General features: G+C 40.2%; 20 protein-coding genes. 16 read left to right on the top strand and 4 right to left on the bottom strand.

Going from position 1 to position 18,752, the window contains the following annotated elements:
• The first annotated feature begins 152 nt into the window (after positions 1-152).
• Together IGJ99_RS06760 and IGJ99_RS06765 are read left to right on the top strand one after the other, a co-directional pair.
• Entirely contained in the window at positions 153-749 is a 597-nt protein-coding gene (locus IGJ99_RS06760) for an ECF transporter S component (RefSeq protein WP_065095763.1), read from the top strand.
• A 38-nt stretch (positions 750-787) separates the two neighbouring features.
• Entirely contained in the window at positions 788-1,927 is a 1,140-nt protein-coding gene (locus tag IGJ99_RS06765; protein WP_010735534.1) for a cation diffusion facilitator family transporter, read from the top strand.
• Between the two features lie 931 nt (positions 1,928-2,858).
• Here IGJ99_RS06765 and IGJ99_RS06770 read toward each other — a convergent pair.
• The gene (locus IGJ99_RS06770; protein WP_010735533.1) at positions 2,859-3,254 is read right to left on the bottom strand and encodes a ribonuclease HI family protein; all 396 of its coding nucleotides are present in this window, start codon (positions 3,252-3,254) and stop codon (positions 2,859-2,861) included.
• 75 nt (positions 3,255-3,329) lie between these two features.
• Between IGJ99_RS06770 and IGJ99_RS06775 the strand changes: the two genes are divergently transcribed.
• A complete protein-coding gene (locus tag IGJ99_RS06775; RefSeq protein ID WP_010735532.1) occupies positions 3,330-3,767 on the top strand; it encodes an EbsA family protein in 438 nt (145 codons plus the stop codon).
• A gap of 108 nt (positions 3,768-3,875) precedes the next feature.
• Here IGJ99_RS06775 and IGJ99_RS06780 read toward each other — a convergent pair whose 3' ends face one another.
• A complete protein-coding gene (locus tag IGJ99_RS06780; protein WP_023519613.1) occupies positions 3,876-4,088 on the bottom strand; it encodes a cold-shock protein in 213 nt (70 codons plus the stop codon).
• A gap of 180 nt (positions 4,089-4,268) precedes the next feature.
• On the opposite strand from IGJ99_RS06780, the gene IGJ99_RS06785 reads away from it, so the two are divergent.
• Complete coding sequence (locus IGJ99_RS06785) at positions 4,269-5,939, top strand: formate--tetrahydrofolate ligase (RefSeq protein ID WP_010735530.1); 1,671 nt, start codon at positions 4,269-4,271, stop codon at positions 5,937-5,939.
• A 378-nt stretch (positions 5,940-6,317) separates the two neighbouring features.
• Here IGJ99_RS06785 and IGJ99_RS06790 read toward each other — a convergent pair whose 3' ends face one another.
• Positions 6,318-6,653, bottom strand: coding sequence for a transposase (locus tag IGJ99_RS06790; RefSeq protein WP_224434893.1), 336 nt, complete (start codon positions 6,651-6,653; stop codon positions 6,318-6,320).
• Between the two features lie 220 nt (positions 6,654-6,873).
• Here IGJ99_RS06790 and IGJ99_RS06795 point away from each other — a divergent pair, with 220 nt between their 5' ends.
• The 6 genes from IGJ99_RS06795 to IGJ99_RS06820 all read left to right on the top strand — a co-directional run bounded on the left by IGJ99_RS06795 (position 6,874) and on the right by IGJ99_RS06820 (position 10,088).
• A complete protein-coding gene (locus IGJ99_RS06795; protein WP_196768995.1) occupies positions 6,874-7,068 on the top strand; it encodes a helix-turn-helix transcriptional regulator in 195 nt (64 codons plus the stop codon).
• Positions 7,055-7,546 (top strand): DUF6773 family protein, encoded by a 492-nt coding sequence (locus tag IGJ99_RS06800; RefSeq protein WP_010735523.1) that lies wholly within the window; start codon positions 7,055-7,057, stop codon positions 7,544-7,546. Before IGJ99_RS06795 ends, IGJ99_RS06800 begins: the two co-directional genes overlap by 14 nt.
• A gap of 96 nt (positions 7,547-7,642) precedes the next feature.
• A complete protein-coding gene (locus IGJ99_RS06805; RefSeq protein ID WP_096081520.1) occupies positions 7,643-8,026 on the top strand; it encodes a hypothetical protein in 384 nt (127 codons plus the stop codon).
• Complete coding sequence (locus IGJ99_RS06810) at positions 8,013-8,711, top strand: CBS domain-containing protein (RefSeq protein WP_023519620.1); 699 nt, start codon at positions 8,013-8,015, stop codon at positions 8,709-8,711. The genes IGJ99_RS06805 and IGJ99_RS06810 overlap by 14 nt, the downstream gene beginning before the upstream one ends.
• 4 nt (positions 8,712-8,715) lie before the next feature.
• Positions 8,716-9,180 (top strand): signal peptidase II, encoded by a 465-nt coding sequence (gene lspA, locus IGJ99_RS06815; protein WP_438770697.1) that lies wholly within the window; start codon positions 8,716-8,718, stop codon positions 9,178-9,180.
• A complete protein-coding gene (locus IGJ99_RS06820) occupies positions 9,177-10,088 on the top strand; it encodes an RluA family pseudouridine synthase (protein WP_077151345.1) in 912 nt (303 codons plus the stop codon). Before lspA ends, IGJ99_RS06820 begins: the two co-directional genes overlap by 4 nt.
• A gap of 59 nt (positions 10,089-10,147) precedes the next feature.
• Here IGJ99_RS06820 and IGJ99_RS06825 read toward each other — a convergent pair whose 3' ends face one another.
• Positions 10,148-10,270, bottom strand: coding sequence for a hypothetical protein (locus IGJ99_RS06825; protein ID WP_023519622.1), 123 nt, complete (start codon positions 10,268-10,270; stop codon positions 10,148-10,150).
• A gap of 58 nt (positions 10,271-10,328) precedes the next feature.
• Between IGJ99_RS06825 and pyrR the strand changes: the two genes are divergently transcribed.
• From pyrR to carB, 6 genes are read left to right on the top strand one after another with little or no spacing between them, the layout of a single operon-like run.
• Positions 10,329-10,868 (top strand): bifunctional pyr operon transcriptional regulator/uracil phosphoribosyltransferase PyrR, encoded by a 540-nt coding sequence (gene pyrR / locus IGJ99_RS06830; protein WP_029594119.1) that lies wholly within the window; start codon positions 10,329-10,331, stop codon positions 10,866-10,868.
• 14 nt (positions 10,869-10,882) lie between these two features.
• On the top strand, positions 10,883-12,166 hold the full coding sequence (locus IGJ99_RS06835) for a solute carrier family 23 protein (RefSeq protein ID WP_010735517.1): 1,284 nt from the start codon (positions 10,883-10,885) through the stop codon (positions 12,164-12,166).
• Positions 12,167-12,178: 12 nt separating this feature from the next.
• The gene (locus IGJ99_RS06840; protein ID WP_023519624.1) at positions 12,179-13,105 is read left to right on the top strand and encodes an aspartate carbamoyltransferase catalytic subunit; all 927 of its coding nucleotides are present in this window, start codon (positions 12,179-12,181) and stop codon (positions 13,103-13,105) included.
• A gap of 20 nt (positions 13,106-13,125) precedes the next feature.
• Positions 13,126-14,406 carry a dihydroorotase gene (locus IGJ99_RS06845; protein WP_438770698.1) on the top strand — a complete coding sequence of 427 codons (1,281 nt, stop codon included), beginning with the start codon at positions 13,126-13,128 and terminating at the stop codon, positions 14,404-14,406.
• Between the two features lie 4 nt (positions 14,407-14,410).
• Complete coding sequence (locus tag IGJ99_RS06850) at positions 14,411-15,490, top strand: carbamoyl phosphate synthase small subunit (RefSeq protein ID WP_010735514.1); 1,080 nt, start codon at positions 14,411-14,413, stop codon at positions 15,488-15,490.
• Positions 15,490-18,675 carry a carbamoyl-phosphate synthase large subunit gene (gene carB / locus IGJ99_RS06855; protein ID WP_438770699.1) on the top strand — a complete coding sequence of 1,062 codons (3,186 nt, stop codon included), beginning with the start codon at positions 15,490-15,492 and terminating at the stop codon, positions 18,673-18,675. The genes IGJ99_RS06850 and carB overlap by 1 nt, the downstream gene beginning before the upstream one ends.
• Positions 18,676-18,752 lie beyond the last annotated feature (77 nt).

The following is an 18,752-nucleotide window of genomic DNA, read 5'->3' on the forward strand; positions in this document are numbered from 1 at the left end:
TTTACTACAAATAAATGGCAAGCGAGTTTGGGATGATTTCCCAAGCTCGTTGCTTTATTTTCATTGGCTCAACGGTTGTTGCTATGTACAAATTTATTGACAAATCAACAAAACGCTATAGGATTAGAGTAAAGCAAACAGGGGGAGATTCAATGAATAGCAAAAATAAAACATTTCGGTTAGTACTTCGTGCCATTTTGTTAGCCATCATTATCGTTCAATCAATGATTCCATGGTTAGGCTTTATCCCATTAGGTTTTATTAGCTTGACGATCATCCATATCACAGTAATCGTAGCGGCCGTAGTATTAGGACCGAAAGATGGCATGTTGATCGGCTTGTTCTGGGGAATTGCGACGATCATCCGAGCCTACGCGATGCCAACTACACCGTTCGATACATTGGTTTTTACCAATCCAATCATCTCAGTTGTACCCAGAGTTTTAGTGGGACTAGTGGCTGGCTTAGTATTCCATTGGTTGTATAAGCGTTCCTCTACGATCGTCGTACCGGCTGTTGTAGCTGGGATTCTAGGCTCTCTAGTCAATACGATCCTTGTTTTAGGATTTATGGGCTTATTTTATACGAATGCCACAGCTCAAGCTTATGGTGTCGATGCTTCGGTCTTGTTCAAGACACTTGCTGGGATTGCTGCAATCAATGGGATTCCAGAAGCTATCGGCGCGGGGATCATCACACCATTACTCGCCAAAGCATTATTTGCAGCAACACCTTTAAAACCTGAATGATATAAGACCAGCAATCACAGATAAAAGGAGTCACAAATTTGGCAAAGAAACAAGAAACACTAACAGCAAAAGAACGAACAAAAAAAGCATTGATGGCAGGAGTATGGGGACTGTTAACTAATGTGATCCTATTCGTTGCGAAATTGATGATCGGACTACTCTCTGGAAGTGTGTCGATCATGGCGGATGCCATCAACAGTTTGTCGGATACCGCTTCTTCTGTTTTGACTTTGGTTGGCTTCAAAATCGCGGCAAAACCAGCAGATCCGGAACATCCTTATGGACACGAACGTTTTGAATATATTAGTGGACTATTCGTATCTCTCATCATCACGTATGTCGGATTCCAGTTCTTACACTCCTCAATTGAAAAAATCATCGATCCGGAAAATATTGCCTTATCACCGATCATCTTTTTAGTTTTAGTCTTTTCGATTGCTTTAAAAGTTATTCAGGGACGTATGTACAAGAAAACCGCAAAAATGATCGATTCGGAAACGTTACATGCCACTGCCAAAGACAGTTATAATGATGTATATACGACCTTTGCTGTTTTACTCTCAGCTTCTGTCGAATGGTTGACAGAGTGGCGCGTGGATGGCTATATTGGCTTCTTGTTGGCACTTTACATTTTGTACAGCGGCGTAATGATGTTAAGAGAATTCGTATATGAATTATTAGGGAGCCGTCCTACTGTTGAACAGATCCAGGCGATGGAGGAGCAGCTAAATGGCTATACAAAAATACTCGGTTATCATGACTTGTTAGTGCATAATTACGGACCAAATCAACGTTTTGCTTCAGTTCACGTGGAAGTCGATGATCGGCTAGATTTGAATGAAGCACACAAGATCATGGACATTATCGAAAAGGATTTTAAACGATCATTAGGTGTAGAATTAGTCTGTCATCTAGATCCTGTACCAGTCAACAATGAGAATTATCAAGAGATTCTTAATGAGTTGAAAAAAATCATCAATGAGACAGCAGAAGGTCTGAAAATCCATGATTTCCGCATGATCCATAAAGGACAGATCCTACAATTTGATGTCGTTGTCCCTGAAGGTACGCGTTTGTCTGACGAGGAATTAGAACGAATGATGCGTATCCAAATAGAAAAGAGAGTCGGGCAGTATCAATTAGATATCACCTTTGATCATAATTATTTACTTTTCTAAATTGTTGACAAAAAATAATACGCGATGTTTAAATATCTATACGACCTATCTGTCGCGATGAGATTTTGACTAAACTTAAAATAAGCAAAAAACCTGAAATCTTAAATAATCGGGTTTTTTGCTTATTTTAAAACAAATCTTTTAGCCTTTCATTTTGGTTATTAGAAATACTATAATGGATGACAGTAGACTTTTACGTTATATTGTTCTGAAAGACGTACGTGTTTTCTAGGACAAAATAGGATAACCAAAACAGACAATGGCTGCTTCTTCGTTGTACCTACAAATGTTTGACTGAACCTAGATGAAAGTTTTCGCGGATTTGTTCGTCACGCTAAATCGAATTTTGATGGTGAAAGAATCAGAAGAGGCAACTTCTCGTCGGATTTAGACATGGACAAATAGTACATCCGAGGGATAATAAAAGGAAGTGAAAAATTTGGCAGAAAACTAAAAACAAATCCTCTTTTGGAACAGACTTCAATGATAGCTTTTATATCTTATCATGACCCATAAAGACAGCGTTGATAAAATAAACAGAATGATCGATACATATATGGATAGTCAGACTTTTTCAGAAAATACCTTGGAGATTATGAGGTCATGTTAGCTGAATTCGGCGTATGTTAATAGTTGACCAAAATAAAGCAGTCAAAAATTTTGTCGGAATCTAGCTATCAGGACTTATTTATTCTAATCGATAACTGGAAACAATAAACATTTATTTTGCCCTTACAATCTTTGAGTTAGTCCAAATAACAGCGACATAAAATTCTGAATATTTAGCAAATGTTTGAAAGAATCGTGTCTCAACATTTGTTGATCTATTATTATGAATATGTTCTTTTATAGACCGAGACAAAAGAAGAAGTTGACCGTATAAAGTGCTTGCAAATCAAGGTACGATTACTAATTGCTTTGTTCCAATATTTTATAAAAATTTTTGTAAAGCTTGTCTAGCTAGATTATCAGCGCCTTTATTTTTACTTTCAGGTACCCACTGAAGGATCAACATTGAAAAATCTTTTAATAGACTTTGTATTTTTTCTAAATAAGGTAAAAAATCTTTGTTGTTCGTATGATTTTTATCGATAGTTGATACAAGTACTTTACTATCGGAATAGCAGAGAATGATTTCTTCGGTCATCTGTCTATTCTTTAGAATTTCTAAAGTTTTTAAAAAGACTTCAAACTCGGCTTGATGGTTTGAACCAAAGGACAAAGGGATAGACAACTGTTCTTGTTGTTGATCAGCGATTATTAATATTCCTCCACCACTAGGTCCAGGGTTGCCTTTTGTTGATGCGTCAATGTATACTTTTAACATAAGGAAAAACACGCCCTTCAAAAATTGTCGGTTTGACTTATTATACCACTACAGATAAAGACACGAGGTTGAAGAATGAAAAAAAATATTCGCTGGCAGCCCGAAACGGCACAGTCGATCATTTATTGGTCATCAACATTTATTCTATTATTTTTGAGTTTGATTTTATCGTTAGAAAATACAAGGCCTTATTGGAAAAGTAATATTTTAATGGGAATTTTCTTTATTTTTCTTTTGCTAGGATTTCGACGCTCACTAGTTTTAAAGAAAGAGGCAATAAAAATAAAATATGCTGCTTTTTGGAGAGATCGCGACATACCTATCAATGAAATCAAGGAAGTCCACGTACAAAAACGTAAAGTATCTTTATCTCTTGTAAAAGGCAAAGAGCCATTCGTGATTTTCGTCAATCAGAAGGCACAAGGAAAATTGCTTGATCACTTGAAACATCCACATAAACAAACGATCAACACTTCTTCACTGTTAAAGAATACGAATGATTTAGTTGAGTAAAAAATAACAATAGAGACTTTAGCTATTTTTAACTGCACAGAGAGTCGTCTATAATAATAAAAAAGCTATTCCGAAAAACACCGGAATAGCTTATTTTGTTTGATTGGACTAAGCTTGATCATTGATCTTTTTGACATGGGCCGCCTGAATGCCTCGATTACCTTCAATGACGGTAAATTCTACCACTTGGTTTTCTTCAAGTGTTTTGAATCCTTCTTCTTCGATTGCAGTAAAATGTACGAAGATCTCTTCTGTTTTATCATAACTAATAAAGCCATATCCTTTTTTGTTATCGAACCATTTCACCATTCCTGTGGTCAAAACACTCACGACCTTTCTATGTCTGATCATAGCCTATATTATAAAGAGAATTAATAGGTACGTCAAATAAATTAAAAGTCAGTTTTTTTTGTTTTTTTTTACAAGGAAAACAGGTATAATGGATTTAACTTAACAAAATATAATTATTTTTATATATAGTTCGTGAAAAGGGGCGTTTTAATGAAGAATGATTTAGAAATTTCACAAGAAACACAGCTAAAACCGATAGTTAGAGTTGCGGATAGCATTGGAATCAATGAAGATGATTTGGAATTATATGGAAAATACAAAGCAAAAATAAACTTTACCGCAATAAATGATTTTTCGGAAAAAGAGGATGGTCGCCTCATATTGGTAACTTCTATCAATCCAACACCAGCGGGAGAAGGAAAATCAACAGTTACAGTCGGATTAGGTGACGCGTTGAACCAAATAGACAAAAAAGCAGTGATTGCATTGCGTGAGCCCTCATTAGGTCCGGTTATGGGAATCAAGGGCGGAGCGACAGGAGGTGGCTACGCACAAGTATTACCAATGGAAGATATCAATTTGCATTTTACTGGCGATATGCATGCCATCACTTCTGCAAACAATGCATTGTCAGCTCTATTAGATAATCATATCCATCAAGGAAATGAGCTGGGGATCGATCCTCGACGTGTCATTTGGAAACGTGTGGTGGATTTAAACGACCGAGCATTGCGAAATGTGATCGTTGGGCTGGGCGGACCGATGCAAGGGGTACCAAGAGAAGATGGATTCGACATTACTGTGGCTAGTGAAATCATGGCAATTTTGTGTTTAGCTGCTGATTTAGATGATTTAAAAGCTCGGTTAGCACGAATCGTGATTGGCTACACCTATGATCGTCGCCCTGTAACAGCAGGGGATCTAAAAGCAGAGGGTTCCCTTGCTTTGTTATTAAAAGATGCAATTAAACCGAATCTCGTACAAACGATCTATGGTACACCAGCATTTATCCATGGTGGACCATTTGCAAATATTGCTCATGGCTGTAATAGTGTACTAGCAACTAAAACTGCTTTGAAAATTGCGGATTATGTAGTGACTGAAGCTGGTTTTGGTGCTGATTTAGGAGGAGAAAAATTCCTAGATATCAAAGTTCCTAATTTGCAGAAAGCACCAGATGCGATTGTGATCGTAGCAACTGTCCGTGCGTTAAAAATGCACGGGGGATTGGATAAGGCAGAATTACAAAATGAAAATCTCAAGGCGTTGCAAACTGGATATGCGAACTTAAAACGGCATATTCGTAATATGAAAAGTTACCAGATTCCAGTGATCGTCGCAATCAATGAGTTTGTGACTGATACAGACGCTGAATTAGAATTACTGAAAGAATTGTGTGAAAAAGAAGGAGTCGTAGCAAAACGCGCAAGTGTTTGGGAAAATGGTGCGGAAGGTGGCGTGGACTTAGCAAAGGCAGTCGTAGAATTGATCGATACAGAAAGCGCGGATTACGTTCCATTGTACCAATCCAGTGATCCGATCAAAACAAAAGTCCAAGCGGTTGTTCAAAAAATCTACGGTGGCAAAGAAGTCTCTTTTAGTAAAAAAGCAGAAAATCAAATCATTGAATTTGAGAAAAATGGTTGGTCTGACTTACCGGTTTGTATGGCAAAAACCCAGTACTCTTTTTCTGATGATCCAACATTATTAGGTGCACCAGAGGATTTCACAATCACGATCCGTGAATTTGTACCTAAGTTAGGTGCCGGATTTTTAGTCGCTTTGACAGGCGAAGTGATGACGATGCCTGGATTACCAAAAAAACCAGCCGCCTTGAATATGAACGTAACGAATCAAGGAGAAGTAATCGGTTTATTCTAATCGAAAAATTAAAAATTTGAAGTAGTCTTAACTAGACCTTTTCAATATGAAAGTGCATAATCTAAAAAATAGAGCAACTATTTTCTTGCTCTTTGTCAATCAGGATTAATGCGTTGAAAAAAATCAAATCTGGATCAGAATGAACCTCATTCTGGTTCAGATTTTTTGTTATCTCACTTTAATTAATTGATTTAATAGATTCTATTTTTCATGTGGACAAACAGTTTAAATCCTTAAGATAATCGCTTTATTGTCTTTACGTGGGCATTCTTCGCTTCTATATTTTAATTAGAGTAAGGATAGATCATCTCATTGGTGATGCCTTCTACTGATTCATAAAAAAGAGCACACCTCTTTTTTGGAATGTTGAAACCCCAATCAATCAAGCATCATTACTTCAGTAAGAAATGGGTATTTATTTAGGTGCTCGGAAACTGTTGTATGTTTCATATTCACGCGGAAATGATTGCACGTTTTTTTAGTAGAAAGCGCCAGTTCTTGTTCAGTTTTTCTGCATAGCACGTATAGGCAACTCACTGAAAGCTTGAATCTATATTTGACAATATGACATCGATCAATCACTTCACTTGTATTTGGCAGAACACATTTGGCGGGCTGTAAGTAGTCGGGGTGCATGTCGGCGACTAAGAAGGATATTTCTTTCGATAATCTCAGTATATTTTGTAATGATTTCCTTCTATTAGAGCTTGTTATGTTTTTTTATCTCTAAAATGAAAATGGGACTGAAGAATTAATTCTACTTATTCAGTTCAAAAATTTTAAAAGAAATAATGCTTTTCCTGTATTTTTATTATCACTAATCTTCATTTTCTTTCTTTTGAAGCAATATATATTTCACATTTAGTAAGATATAGTTTACAATCAGGATGACTGTGAAGAATGGAGGTTAACCATCAAGTTGAAAAACATCCGAATGAAACTCGCGCGTTTAGCAAATGATTTAAGCCAAGAAGAATTGGCCCAACGTGTAGGAGTGACAAGGCAAACGATTGGATTGATTGAAGCAGGGAAGTATAATCCCACACTCAAGTTGTGTCAGGCCATCTGCCATGAATTAAATCAAACATTAGATGATCTATTTTGGGAGGATAAAGATGAAAAAGAATAAACTTAAAGATGAACGTATCGTACAGGTCAATAATCAAATACAAAGTGAAGCCTTTTTGTTATTATTGGTATTATTAGGGACTTCGATCTTTGTAAAAAGTTATTTGTTGGAGCAACCAGTTTCTGAAGTGTTTACCGAATTATTGTTGCTAGGAGTAGCGTTCATCTATTTATTGATCCGTGGCTCACTGATTGGTCACGAGCTTATCGATCAATCCAAACATGCAAAGAAATTACGAGTGTTAGCAGTCATTGTTGGAAGTGTATTCGTTTCTGCAGTTACTGGGGTGAGAAATTATAGCTTATATCATGAGTTATACACTGGTTATTTCGATCCTCATTTTTTAGCGATTTTAGGGATTACATTTATATCTTCGGCTTTATTTATGTCTGCCTTAGTGTTTTTGGTTTCTTCTGTCAATCGATTTGGGCAGAAAAGACTGGAAAGTAAATTAGAGGATGAAAATGAGGAAAAATGATTGCTGAAAAAGATGATATAAGGATCGATCCATTAGGGATAACAGAGATTCCGCTTGTGTTTTGATAGAGACTAACGCATAATAGGAGGAGCGAAAATGGAAGTGAATGTTACTAGAGATACGGGATTTTACGGAATGGGTAGTCCAATCACATTACGGGTGGATGATCGGAAAATCAGTTTGGGGCAAAACCAATCTGTTACTCTAGATGTAGACGCCCCGTTTCAGATGCAAGTCACCTTTTTTTGGCTCAAAAGTCCAGTCTATACGATAACAGAACCAACTAAAAACTATCGGATTACGATGAATTTATTGCTATTACAGTTATATCCCGTACTTTTCTTATTTACAGGGATCAGTGCTGTTGCTATTCAAAGTATCCTTTATAGTTTACTGATCGTCGTCGTAATGATTGGTTTCTTTCTATTTATAAAAAATAAAGCATATGTCATCAAGGAGGCTAGTGATGAAGAATTCTGATCTTTTTTTGAGTAGCTTTAATCGGATCGAAAAATGGATGCAAGAAGAGATGGGGAATCCACGAAATATGGGGTTCACTGAACTCGTTCGTCGTTTAGCACAAAAGCAACACCAAAGTATCAAAAAATATGAGGATGACTTACTACAGTTGGCTCAATTACGTAATGCGATCGTGCATGATCGGATCGCCGTCGATTTTATTATCGCTGAACCTAATGAATGGGCGACGAAGCGTATCCAAAGAATCGAGCAAGAACTGATTCGTCCAGAAACAGTGTTACCGCGTTTCGCAAAGCATGTAACTGGGTTTGAATGGGACATCCCATTACCTAGTTTGTTGGAGACTGTTGCTCAAAAGCGTTATTCTCAGTTCCCGCTTTATCATAAAGGAACATTCAAAGGATTAGTGACGTTGCGGATGTTAGGTTTTTGGTTAGCCAAAGAAAGTCATCATGGTGTGATCGATCTTCAAGGAAAAATAGCTGCCGATCTGATCACTCAAGATGGTAAGTACACCAATTATCATTTTGTATCCGCTCAGACAACGATTGCTGAAGTAGAAAAAATGTTTGGCGAGCAGGGTACGCTTGAGGCTGTGTTGATCACCAAAAACGGCGACCCTAACGGAAATTTATTAGGGATCATCAGACCAAGAGATATTTATCATGAAGTAGAAAAGGAATGATTGTTTGTTAGCGATATATTGGATTATAAGTGCGTTGATCATCGGCTTAGATCAATGGGTAAAATGGTTGATCGTCGATAACTTTGCTTTAGGAGAAACGAAATCAGTGATTCCAGGGATCTTGTCCTTGAATCATATCCGTAATTTAGGAGCAGCTTGGAGTTTACTAGAAGGAAAAATGTGGTTTTTTACTGTCGTGACGATCATTGCAGTTGTAGTGATCTTGACGTTGATGATCAAAAATCGTAGCAACGGAAATCGTTGGTTCATGATCGGTCTGACATTGATTCTAGCTGGAGCAATCGGTAACTTTATCGATCGTGTCCGTTTAGGGTATGTGATCGATATGTTCCAAACTGATTTCGTGAATTTCCCGATTTTTAATGTGGCAGACATTTCTCTAGTGATCGGTGTGATCTGCGTATTGATTTATATTATTTTAGATGAAAAGGAACAACGAAAAAAATGACACAATTAAAAGCAACTATCAAAGAAGAAAAAGGACGGATCGATAAAGTTCTGACAGCATTATTTGCGGATCATAGTCGTTCACAAGTTCAACAATGGTTGAAAGACGGTGCCGTTTCCGTAAATGGGGAACCAGTAAAAGCGAATTACAAAGTAAAATCGGCTGATGCAATCGTCGTGGAAGTACCAGAGCCTGAAGAACTTGAGATCGTAGCAGAAGACTTACCAATAGAAATCGTCTATGAAGATGACGACGTAGCTGTGGTCAATAAACCACAAGGCATGGTCGTTCATCCTTCTGCTGGTCATGCCCAAGGAACACTAGTCAATGCGTTGATGTACCATATGAAAAATCTATCATCGATCAATGGCGTGATCCGTCCAGGGATCGTCCATCGAATCGATAAAGACACGTCTGGATTATTGATGATCGCCAAAAATGATCAAGCCCATGAAGCGTTGGCGCAGCAATTGAAAGATAAAACTTCCCTAAGAAAATATATTGCTTTAGTCCATGGCGTTATTCCTCATGAAAAAGGGACGATCAATGCACCTATCGGGCGCTCAAAAGTCGATCGAAAAATGCAAGCGATCCGCGAAGATGGAAAACCAGCTGTGACGCATTTTACTGTACTAGAACGTTTTGAGAATTTCACTTTAGTAGAGTTACAATTAGAAACAGGGCGTACGCATCAGATCCGTGTGCATATGAAGTATATTGGTTATCCTTTAGCAGGTGATCCCGTATATGGACCAAAGAAAACCCTCAAAGGCAATGGCCAATTTTTACATGCGAAATTATTAGGTTTCACTCATCCTCAAACGAATGAACGAATGACCTTTGAGGCACCATTGCCAGAAGTTTTTGAAAAAACTTTAGAGAAGTTGAGAAAAGATATTGCTTTTTAAAGTACTTAACGGTATAGTAATAAACAATAAAAGAAAAACTTAATAGCAGTCCTTTAAGTTTAGTCCCGTGAGGCTAAGAAGGGTGTGAGTAAGAATTCCTGTGGTGCGCCATAGCGAGACTTGCTCAATGACGTCGCATACACAAAGCGACCGGTGTGGTAGTATACACTCAGTCTAAACATTCCTCCTGTCCTCTTAGGGCAGGAGTTTTTTTGTGTAAAAAATGGAGGGGGAAAAATGATGCAAGCAAAAGAAGTAGTGGATCAAGTAACGATGAAACGAGCGCTAACACGTATCACTTACGAAATCATCGAAAGAAATCAAAGTATCGAAGAGATCGTCTTAGTCGGAATCAAAACGAGAGGGATCTACATCGCTGCTCGAATTGCCGAACGTCTGAAACAACTCGAAAATATCGAAGTACCTGTAGGAGAACTTGATATCACATTGTACCGTGACGATAAAAAAGAGATCGCTCAAGAACCAGAATTGCATTCTTCAGATATTCCAGTCAGTTTAGAAGGAAAAGAAGTTATCTTGATCGATGATGTGTTATACACAGGACGGACGATCCGCGCTGCAATGGATGCAGTCATGGACTTTGGTCGTCCAAGAAAAATCTCACTAGCAGTTCTAGTTGATCGGGGACACCGAGAATTACCGATCCGCGCAGATTACGTAGGAAAAAATATCCCTACAGCAAAAAAAGAAGAAATCTTAGTAGAGATGCAAGAATTAGATGGACAAGATCGCATCATGATCTTAAACGAGGAAAAGTAGAGGAGTAAGGCAAGATGGCAGAAGAAAAAAAGTTCCACAACGATAGTGTGGTATTAGACATCCATGATCGACCAACCATTGGACACTGGGTGGGTTTAAGTTTACAGCATTTATTCACGATGTTCGGTGCAACTGTCTTAGTACCGATCTTAGTCGGAATCGACCCTGGGATTGCCTTGGTCAGTTCAGGATTAGGAACGATCGTTTACTTGATTACAACAAAAGGGAAGATTCCAGCATATCTAGGCAGTAGCTTTGCGTTCATCGCCGCTATGCAGATGTTGATGAAAACCGACGGCTTCCCGGCGATCGCACAAGGCGCGATGACAACAGCACTTGTCTATCTGATCGTTGCGTTGATCATCAAGAAAATCGGTTCGGCTTGGTTAGACAAAATCTTGCCACCGATCGTGGTTGGCCCAGTCATCATGGTCATCGGTTTAGGTTTAGCTGCCAACGCAGCAAACAACGCGATGTTCAATCAAGACCATTACGATTTCAAATATCTATCAGTTGCGTTGATCACTTTAGGATTGACGATTTTCTTCAATATGTTCTTACGCGGGTTTCTAGGATTATTACCGATCTTGCTTGGCATCATCTCTGGTTACATCGTGGCTTTGCTTTTCGGGATAGTTGACACCCAACCAATCATCGATGCGCCATGGTTCGCGCTGCCTAACTTTGAGATTCCATTTGTGCAATATCAACCGAAGTTATATATAGGGGCAATCACTACGATGGCACCGATCGCCTTTGTCACAATGACCGAACACATCGGCCATTTGATGGTCTTGAACAAATTGACCAAACGAAATTTCTTTGAAGATCCAGGCTTACACCGTACATTGACAGGAGATGGCTTGGCTCAATTAGTGGCAGCTTTTGTTGGTGGGCCGCCAGTGACAAGTTATGGTGAAAATATCGGCGTCTTGGCAATCACTCGCGTACACAGCGTGTTCGTGATCGGAGGCGCAGCGGTCTTCGCAGTGATCCTTGGCTTCATTGGCAAACTAAGTGCTTTGATATTAAGTATTCCTGGCCCAGTCATTTCAGGTATCAGTTTCATCCTATTCGGAGTGATTGCGGCAAGTGGGATGAAAATCTTAGTCGAAAACAAAATCGATTTTGATAAAAAGAAAAATCTATTGATTGCTTCAGTCATCTTAGTCGTAGGTATCGGGGGATTAGTCCTAGAAGTCGGGACATTCACTTTATCTGCCATGGCACTAGCAACAGTTTTAGGAATCATTTTAAATCTTATCTTACCAGAAACTTCACGCAGCGAAGAAAATTAAGGAGGACATCGCATGATCATCAAATCAGAACGCATCAGTTTAAAACACTTATTAACGGTAGAAGCATTAACAGACCAAGAAGTAATGGGGTTGATCCGACGAGGACAAGAGTTCAAACAGGGCGCAACTTGGTCACCACAAAAATCCCAATATTTTGCAACGAACTTGTTCTTTGAAAACAGTACACGAACGCATAAAAGTTTTGATGTAGCAGAAAAGAAACTTGGTCTTGAAGTGATCGAATTTGAAGCAAGTACAAGTTCAGTTACAAAAGGTGAAACATTATACGATACCGTTCTAACGATGTCTGCACTTGGGGTGGATGTAGCTGTTATCCGTCATGGAGATGAAAACTACTATGACGAATTGATCCAAAGTAAAACGATCCAATGCTCGATCATCAATGGCGGTGACGGTAGCGGGCAACATCCAACGCAGTGCTTACTTGATTTGATGACGATCTATGAAGAATTTGGCTATTTTGAAGGCTTGAAAGTGGCGATTGTCGGAGATATCACACATTCTCGTGTCGCAAAATCGAATATGCAGATGTTGAAACGTCTTGGCGCACAGGTTTTCTTCTCAGGTCCAAGAGAATGGTATGACGATGAATTTGAAGTTTACGGTCATTACTTACCACTAGATGACTTGCTGGATCAAGTCGATGTCATGATGATGTTACGTGTGCAACATGAACGCCACGATGGAAAAGAAAGTTTTTCAAAAGAAGGCTATCATCAAGAGTACGGCTTGACAGTCGAACGCGCTAAAAAAATGCAAAAACATGCAATCATCATGCACCCGGCACCAGTCAATCGAGATGTCGAATTGGCGGATTCACTGGTTGAAGGGTTACAGTCACGGATCATTCAACAAATGAGCAATGGTGTATTTGTCAGAATGGCGATCTTAGAAGCTGTATTAAGTGGAAAAGCATAAACATAAGAGGAGGAAGAAACATGAAAACACTCATTAAAAACGGTCAAATCAATACAAAAAGAAATGAAACAACACCAGCAGAAATTTGGATCGAAGAAGGAAAGATCAAAGCAATCGGTACAGGCTTTCCTGAGGCTGAATTTGATGAAGTGTTTGATGCACAAGGGCAGTTGATCACACCTGGATTAGTGGATGTCCATGTCCATCTGAGAGAGCCTGGCTTTACTTACAAGGAAACGATCGAAGCTGGCACGAAAGCAGCTGCTCGAGGTGGGTTCACCACTGTTTGTGCGATGCCAAATCTTGACCCAGTACCTGATACAGCAGAAAAATTAAAACAAGTCTATGACATCATCAAACGTGATGCTGTCGTCAAAGTATTACAGTATGCACCGATCACTGAAAATCTTCGAAGTGAAGAACTGGTCGATCAAGAAGCATTGATCAATGAAGGCGCATTTGCTTTTACCAATGATGGTGTCGGCGTGCAAACAGCAGGCACGATGTACTTAGCGATGAAAGAAGCTGCGAAAAACAATAAAGCACTCGTTGCTCACACAGAAGATGAATCATTATTATTTGGCGGTGTGATGCACGCAGGAGAAAAAGCAGAAGAGCTAGGGTTGCCAGGTATTTTGAGTGTGACTGAGTCTTCTCAAATTGCTCGTGATCTCCTATTAGCGGAAGCAACAGGCGTTCACTATCATGTCTGCCATGTTTCAACAAAAGAAAGTGTGCGGGTGATCCGCGATGCGAAAAAAGCCGGGATTCACGTGACTGCAGAGGTTTCACCGCATCATCTGATCTTGATCGATGAAGATATCCCAGAAGATTTTGGTTTTTGGAAAATGAATCCACCGTTGAGAGGCAAAGCCGATCGCGAGGCATTGATCGAAGGCTTGCTTGATGGCACGATCGATTGTATTGCCACCGACCATGCTCCACACGGATTAGAAGAAAAAAGTCAAAGTTTCTTGCAATCACCTTTCGGGATCGTTGGAAGTGAAACAGCCTTCCAACTCGTGTATACACATTTTGTTGAAACAGGAAAATTCACACTAGAGCAAGTGATTGACTGGATGACAGTCAAACCAGCAGCCATCTTTGGTTTGGAAGCTGGCACCTTGACGATCGGCGCACCAGCAGACTTGGCAGTTTACGATATTGCGCATTCTGCAGTAATCGAAAAAAAAGATTTCTTATCAAAAGGCGAGAACACACCTTTCGTCGGTTGGGAAATCAAAGGGGAAACATTGATGACATTTGTCAACGGAAAACTTGTTTGGCATAAGGGGGAATAATTGGATGGAACGGTTGCTGATTTTAGAAGATGGCACAGTATTTAAAGGGAAATCATTTGGCGCGACAGCCAATGTGTTTGGAGAAATCGTCTTTACGACAAGTATGACAGGATATCAAGAAACGATCACAGACCAAAGTTTTAATGGACAGATCATTACATTTACGTACCCGATGGTAGGGAATTATGGCGTCAACCGTGATGATTATGAATCGATTGCACCAACGTGTAAAGGTGTAGTGGTCAAAGAGCATGCACGTGTTGCGTCAAATTGGCGTAACCAAATGACATTAGACGAGTTCTTGAAACAAAAAGGAATCCCTGGTATCTCTGGCATCGATACACGGGCGTTGACACGAAAAATCCGTGAAGTTGGGACGATGAAAGCCAGTATTGTGGATGCAGGCGACACATTTGAACATGCGTTTGACCAACTAAAAGCAACCGTCTTGGCAACGAACCAAGTCCAACAAGTTTCAACCAATAAACCTTATCCTAGCCCAGGAACAGGAAGAAATGTGGCAGTCATTGATTTTGGATTGAAACATAGCATCTTACGTGAATTGAGTAAGCGTGACTGTAATTTAACAGTCTTACCGTACAATACGGATGCGGAAACGATCCTTTCATTATCGCCAGACGGCGTGATGCTGACGAATGGACCAGGGGATCCGAAAGATGTACCAGAAGCGATCGAGATGATCAAACAAATCCAAGGAAAAATCCCGATTTTCGGCATCTGCTTGGGGCATCAACTTTTTGCACTAGCAAATGGTGCAGATACGTACAAGATGAAATTTGGTCATCGTGGACTGAATCATCCTGTGCGTGAAGTTGCAACAGGAAGAATCGATTTTACGTCACAAAACCATGGCTATGCGGTAAATGAACAAACGATCGATCCGGAAAAATTAATTGTCACTCATGTGGAAGTCAATGATGGCACAGTCGAAGGTGTCCGTCACCGTCGCTATCCTGCCTTCAGTGTGCAATTCCATCCAGATGCAGCACCTGGCCCACATGATGCACTACATTTATTTGATGAATTTATGGAAATGATGGACGCTGGAAAGGAGCAATTCTAATGCCAAAACGCACAGATATCAATAAAATCATGGTGATCGGTTCTGGTCCGATCATCATTGGTCAAGCCGCTGAGTTTGACTATGCAGGTACACAGGCTTGTCTTGCTTTAAAAGAAGAAGGCTACGAAGTCGTCTTAGTCAACTCCAATCCAGCAACGATCATGACTGATAAAGAAATTGCCGATCAAGTCTACCTAGAACCAATCACATTAGAATTTGTCTCACGAATTTTGCGAAAAGAACGTCCTGATGCGATCTTACCGACATTAGGTGGGCAAACAGGTTTGAATATGGCGATGGAATTAGCTGAATCAGGAATCTTGGACGAATTAGGCATCGAATTATTAGGGACGAAATTAAGTGCGATCGACCAAGCAGAAGATCGTGACTTGTTCAAAAAGTTGATGGAAGAATTAAATCAACCGATCCCAGAATCAGAAATCGTGACAACGGTGGAAGAAGCAGTCGCCTTTGCCAATAAAATCGGTTACCCGATCATCGTTCGACCAGCCTTCACATTAGGGGGGACTGGTGGTGGTATGTGTGAGAATGAAGCCGAACTACGACAAATCGCGGAAAATGGCTTGAGCTTGTCGCCCGTCACACAATGTTTGATTGAACGTAGTATTGCAGGCTTCAAGGAAATCGAATATGAAGTGATGCGCGACTCTGCCGATAATGCCATCGTTGTCTGCAACATGGAAAATTTCGATGCAGTCGGTATCCATACAGGGGATTCAATCGTCTTTGCACCGAGTCAAACATTAGCAGACCATGAATATCAAATGTTAAGAGATGCGTCACTATCGATCATCCGTGCATTGAAAATCGAAGGTGGCTGTAACGTTCAGTTAGCATTAGACCCTCATAGTTTCAACTACTATGTCATCGAAGTGAACCCTCGTGTTTCACGCTCCTCTGCTTTAGCAAGTAAAGCGACCGGCTATCCGATCGCAAAATTAGCAGCTAAAATCGCGTTAGGCTTGACCTTGGATGAAATGAAAAATCCAGTAACAGGAACGACTTATGCAGAATTTGAGCCCGCATTGGATTATGTAGTAGCAAAAATCCCACGTTGGCCTTTCGACAAATTCGAAAACGGTGAACGTGTCTTAGGCACGCAAATGAAAGCAACCGGCGAAGTGATGGCGATCGGTCGTAACATCGAAGAATCTTTATTAAAAGCCGTTCGTTCATTAGAAATCGGGGCGCACCACCTTGAATTGCCAGAACTAAAGACAGTCAGTGAAGAACGTTTGATGGAGAAAATCGTCCGAGCACAAGATGATCGTTTATTCTACTTAGCCGAAGCGATCCGTCGTGGCTATCCGATCCAAGAATTGGCAGACTTGACGAAAATCGATTTATTCTTCTTGGATAAATTGTTGCATATCATTGAATTAGAAGAGGAGCTTTCGGCACAACCGAATCAGCTGGATCTACTTCTTGCTGTGAAACAAAATGGCTTCACAGATCGCAAAATTGCGGAATTGTGGAAAACGACGACGGAAGCGATTCGCCAATTACGTACGGATAAGAACATTCAACCTGTTTACAAAATGGTCGATACGTGTGCTGCCGAATTTGAATCCCACACACCTTACTTCTATAGTACGTATGAAATCGAAAATGAAAGCCATCGTTCAGAAAAACCTTCTGTTCTAGTACTTGGTTCTGGACCGATCCGTATCGGACAAGGGGTAGAATTTGATTATGCAACAGTTCATTCAGTCAAAGCCATTCAACAAGCAGGCTATGAAGCAATCATCATGAATAGTAATCCTGAAACCGTTTCGACAGATTTCTCGATTTCTGATAAACTTTACTTTGAGCCTTTGACTTTTGAAGATGTGATGAATGTCATCGAGTTGGAACAACCAATCGGTGTCATCGTCCAATTTGGAGGACAAACAGCGATCAATCTAGCTGAACCATTAGCAAAAGCAGGTGTAAAAATCCTAGGCACAACGATCGAAGACCTTGATCGTGCGGAGAACCGTGATCTATTCGAACAAGCGTTACAAGAATTAGGGGTGCCTCAGCCACTAGGAGATACTGCGACAAGTAAAGAAGAAGCAGTTGCAGTTGCCAATAAAATCGGCTATCCAGTACTTGTTCGTCCAAGCTATGTCTTGGGAGGTCGGGCAATGGAGATCGTTGAGAACCAACGCGATCTAGAAGATTATATGGAACATGCGGTCAAAGCTTCACCAGAACATCCAGTCTTAGTCGATCGTTACTTGATCGGTAGTGAGTGCGAAGTCGATGCGATCTGTGATGGCGAAACCGTCTTGATCCCAGGAATCATGGAACATATCGAACGTGCAGGGGTCCATTCAGGCGATTCTATGGCGGTTTATCCACCACAAGCGCTGTCAGAGGAAATCAAGCAAACAATCGAAGATTACACGATCCGTTTAGCACGAGGGTTGAATTGTATCGGGATGATGAACATCCAATTCGTGATCCATGACAACCAAGTATATGTCATCGAAGTGAACCCACGTGCGAGTCGAACGGTTCCTTTCTTGAGCAAAGTGACGAATATCCCGATGGCACAGATCGCGACAAAAGCCATCTTAGGAGAAAAATTGAAAGACTTAGGCTATGAAGATGGTTTGTACTCTGAAACTGCCAACGTCCATGTCAAAGCGCCAGTTTTCTCATTTACGAAGTTGCATAAAGTGGACACTTATTTAGGCCCAGAGATGAAATCGACAGGTGAAGTCATGGGTTCGGATCAAAACTTAGACAAAGCGCTGTATAAAGCGTTCGAAGCATCTGGTTTACGCTTGCCTGATTATGGTGCTGTCTTGTTTACGATCGCCGATGAAACGAAAGAAGAAGCCTTAGGTCTAGCAAAACGCTTCGCAGAAATCGGCTATAGCTTATTGGCAACGAAAAATACCGCAGTGTTCTTTGAACAACACGGACTTGTGGTGACACCAGTAGCTAAAATCTCTGAGGAAACAAAAGAGAAAAATGTCGTTGACCTGATTCGTGCGGGCAAAGCACAAGTGGTCGTCAATACCATTGATAAAGATCGTGGGAATGCGTCAAAAGATGGTTTTATCATTCGACGTGAAGCAGTAGAGCATGGCACGCCATTGTTTACTTCCCTTGATACTGCGGATGCGATCGCCCGCGTGATGGAATCCCGAGCATTTTCAACACAAGCAATCTAATCGTGGAGGGCAATTGCCCTCCTATTTAAAAAATGAAAAAAGCAAAGCAGTCTAGCGAAAAGTCCCAAAACATAGGA

This window comes from Enterococcus sp. AZ095b, assembly GCF_051714725.1.
GTDB classification, from domain to species: Bacteria; Bacillota; Bacilli; order Lactobacillales; family Enterococcaceae; genus Enterococcus_B; species Enterococcus_B pernyi.

Coding starts and splice junctions, on each gene's coding strand:
- IGJ99_RS06805 (WP_096081520.1), top strand. CDS start 7,643: ATGGAAGTGAATGTTACTAGAGATACGGGATTTTACGGAATGGGTAGT.
- IGJ99_RS06840 (WP_023519624.1), top strand. CDS start 12,179: ATGATCATCAAATCAGAACGCATCAGTTTAAAACACTTATTAACGGTA.
- IGJ99_RS06795 (WP_196768995.1), top strand. CDS start 6,874: ATGAAACTCGCGCGTTTAGCAAATGATTTAAGCCAAGAAGAATTGGCC.
- IGJ99_RS06850 (WP_010735514.1), top strand. CDS start 14,411: ATGGAACGGTTGCTGATTTTAGAAGATGGCACAGTATTTAAAGGGAAA.
- IGJ99_RS06810 (WP_023519620.1), top strand. CDS start 8,013: ATGAAGAATTCTGATCTTTTTTTGAGTAGCTTTAATCGGATCGAAAAA.
- IGJ99_RS06825 (WP_023519622.1), bottom strand. CDS start 10,270: ATGTTTAGACTGAGTGTATACTACCACACCGGTCGCTTTGTGTATGCG.
- IGJ99_RS06820 (WP_077151345.1), top strand. CDS start 9,177: ATGACACAATTAAAAGCAACTATCAAAGAAGAAAAAGGACGGATCGAT.
- IGJ99_RS06835 (WP_010735517.1), top strand. CDS start 10,883: ATGGCAGAAGAAAAAAAGTTCCACAACGATAGTGTGGTATTAGACATC.
- IGJ99_RS06800 (WP_010735523.1), top strand. CDS start 7,055: ATGAAAAAGAATAAACTTAAAGATGAACGTATCGTACAGGTCAATAAT.
- carB (WP_438770699.1), top strand. CDS start 15,490: ATGCCAAAACGCACAGATATCAATAAAATCATGGTGATCGGTTCTGGT.
- IGJ99_RS06785 (WP_010735530.1), top strand. CDS start 4,269: ATGAAGAATGATTTAGAAATTTCACAAGAAACACAGCTAAAACCGATA.
- IGJ99_RS06775 (WP_010735532.1), top strand. CDS start 3,330: ATGAAAAAAAATATTCGCTGGCAGCCCGAAACGGCACAGTCGATCATT.
- IGJ99_RS06760 (WP_065095763.1), top strand. CDS start 153: ATGAATAGCAAAAATAAAACATTTCGGTTAGTACTTCGTGCCATTTTG.
- IGJ99_RS06770 (WP_010735533.1), bottom strand. CDS start 3,254: ATGTTAAAAGTATACATTGACGCATCAACAAAAGGCAACCCTGGACCT.
- IGJ99_RS06845 (WP_438770698.1), top strand. CDS start 13,126: ATGAAAACACTCATTAAAAACGGTCAAATCAATACAAAAAGAAATGAA.
- pyrR (WP_029594119.1), top strand. CDS start 10,329: ATGCAAGCAAAAGAAGTAGTGGATCAAGTAACGATGAAACGAGCGCTA.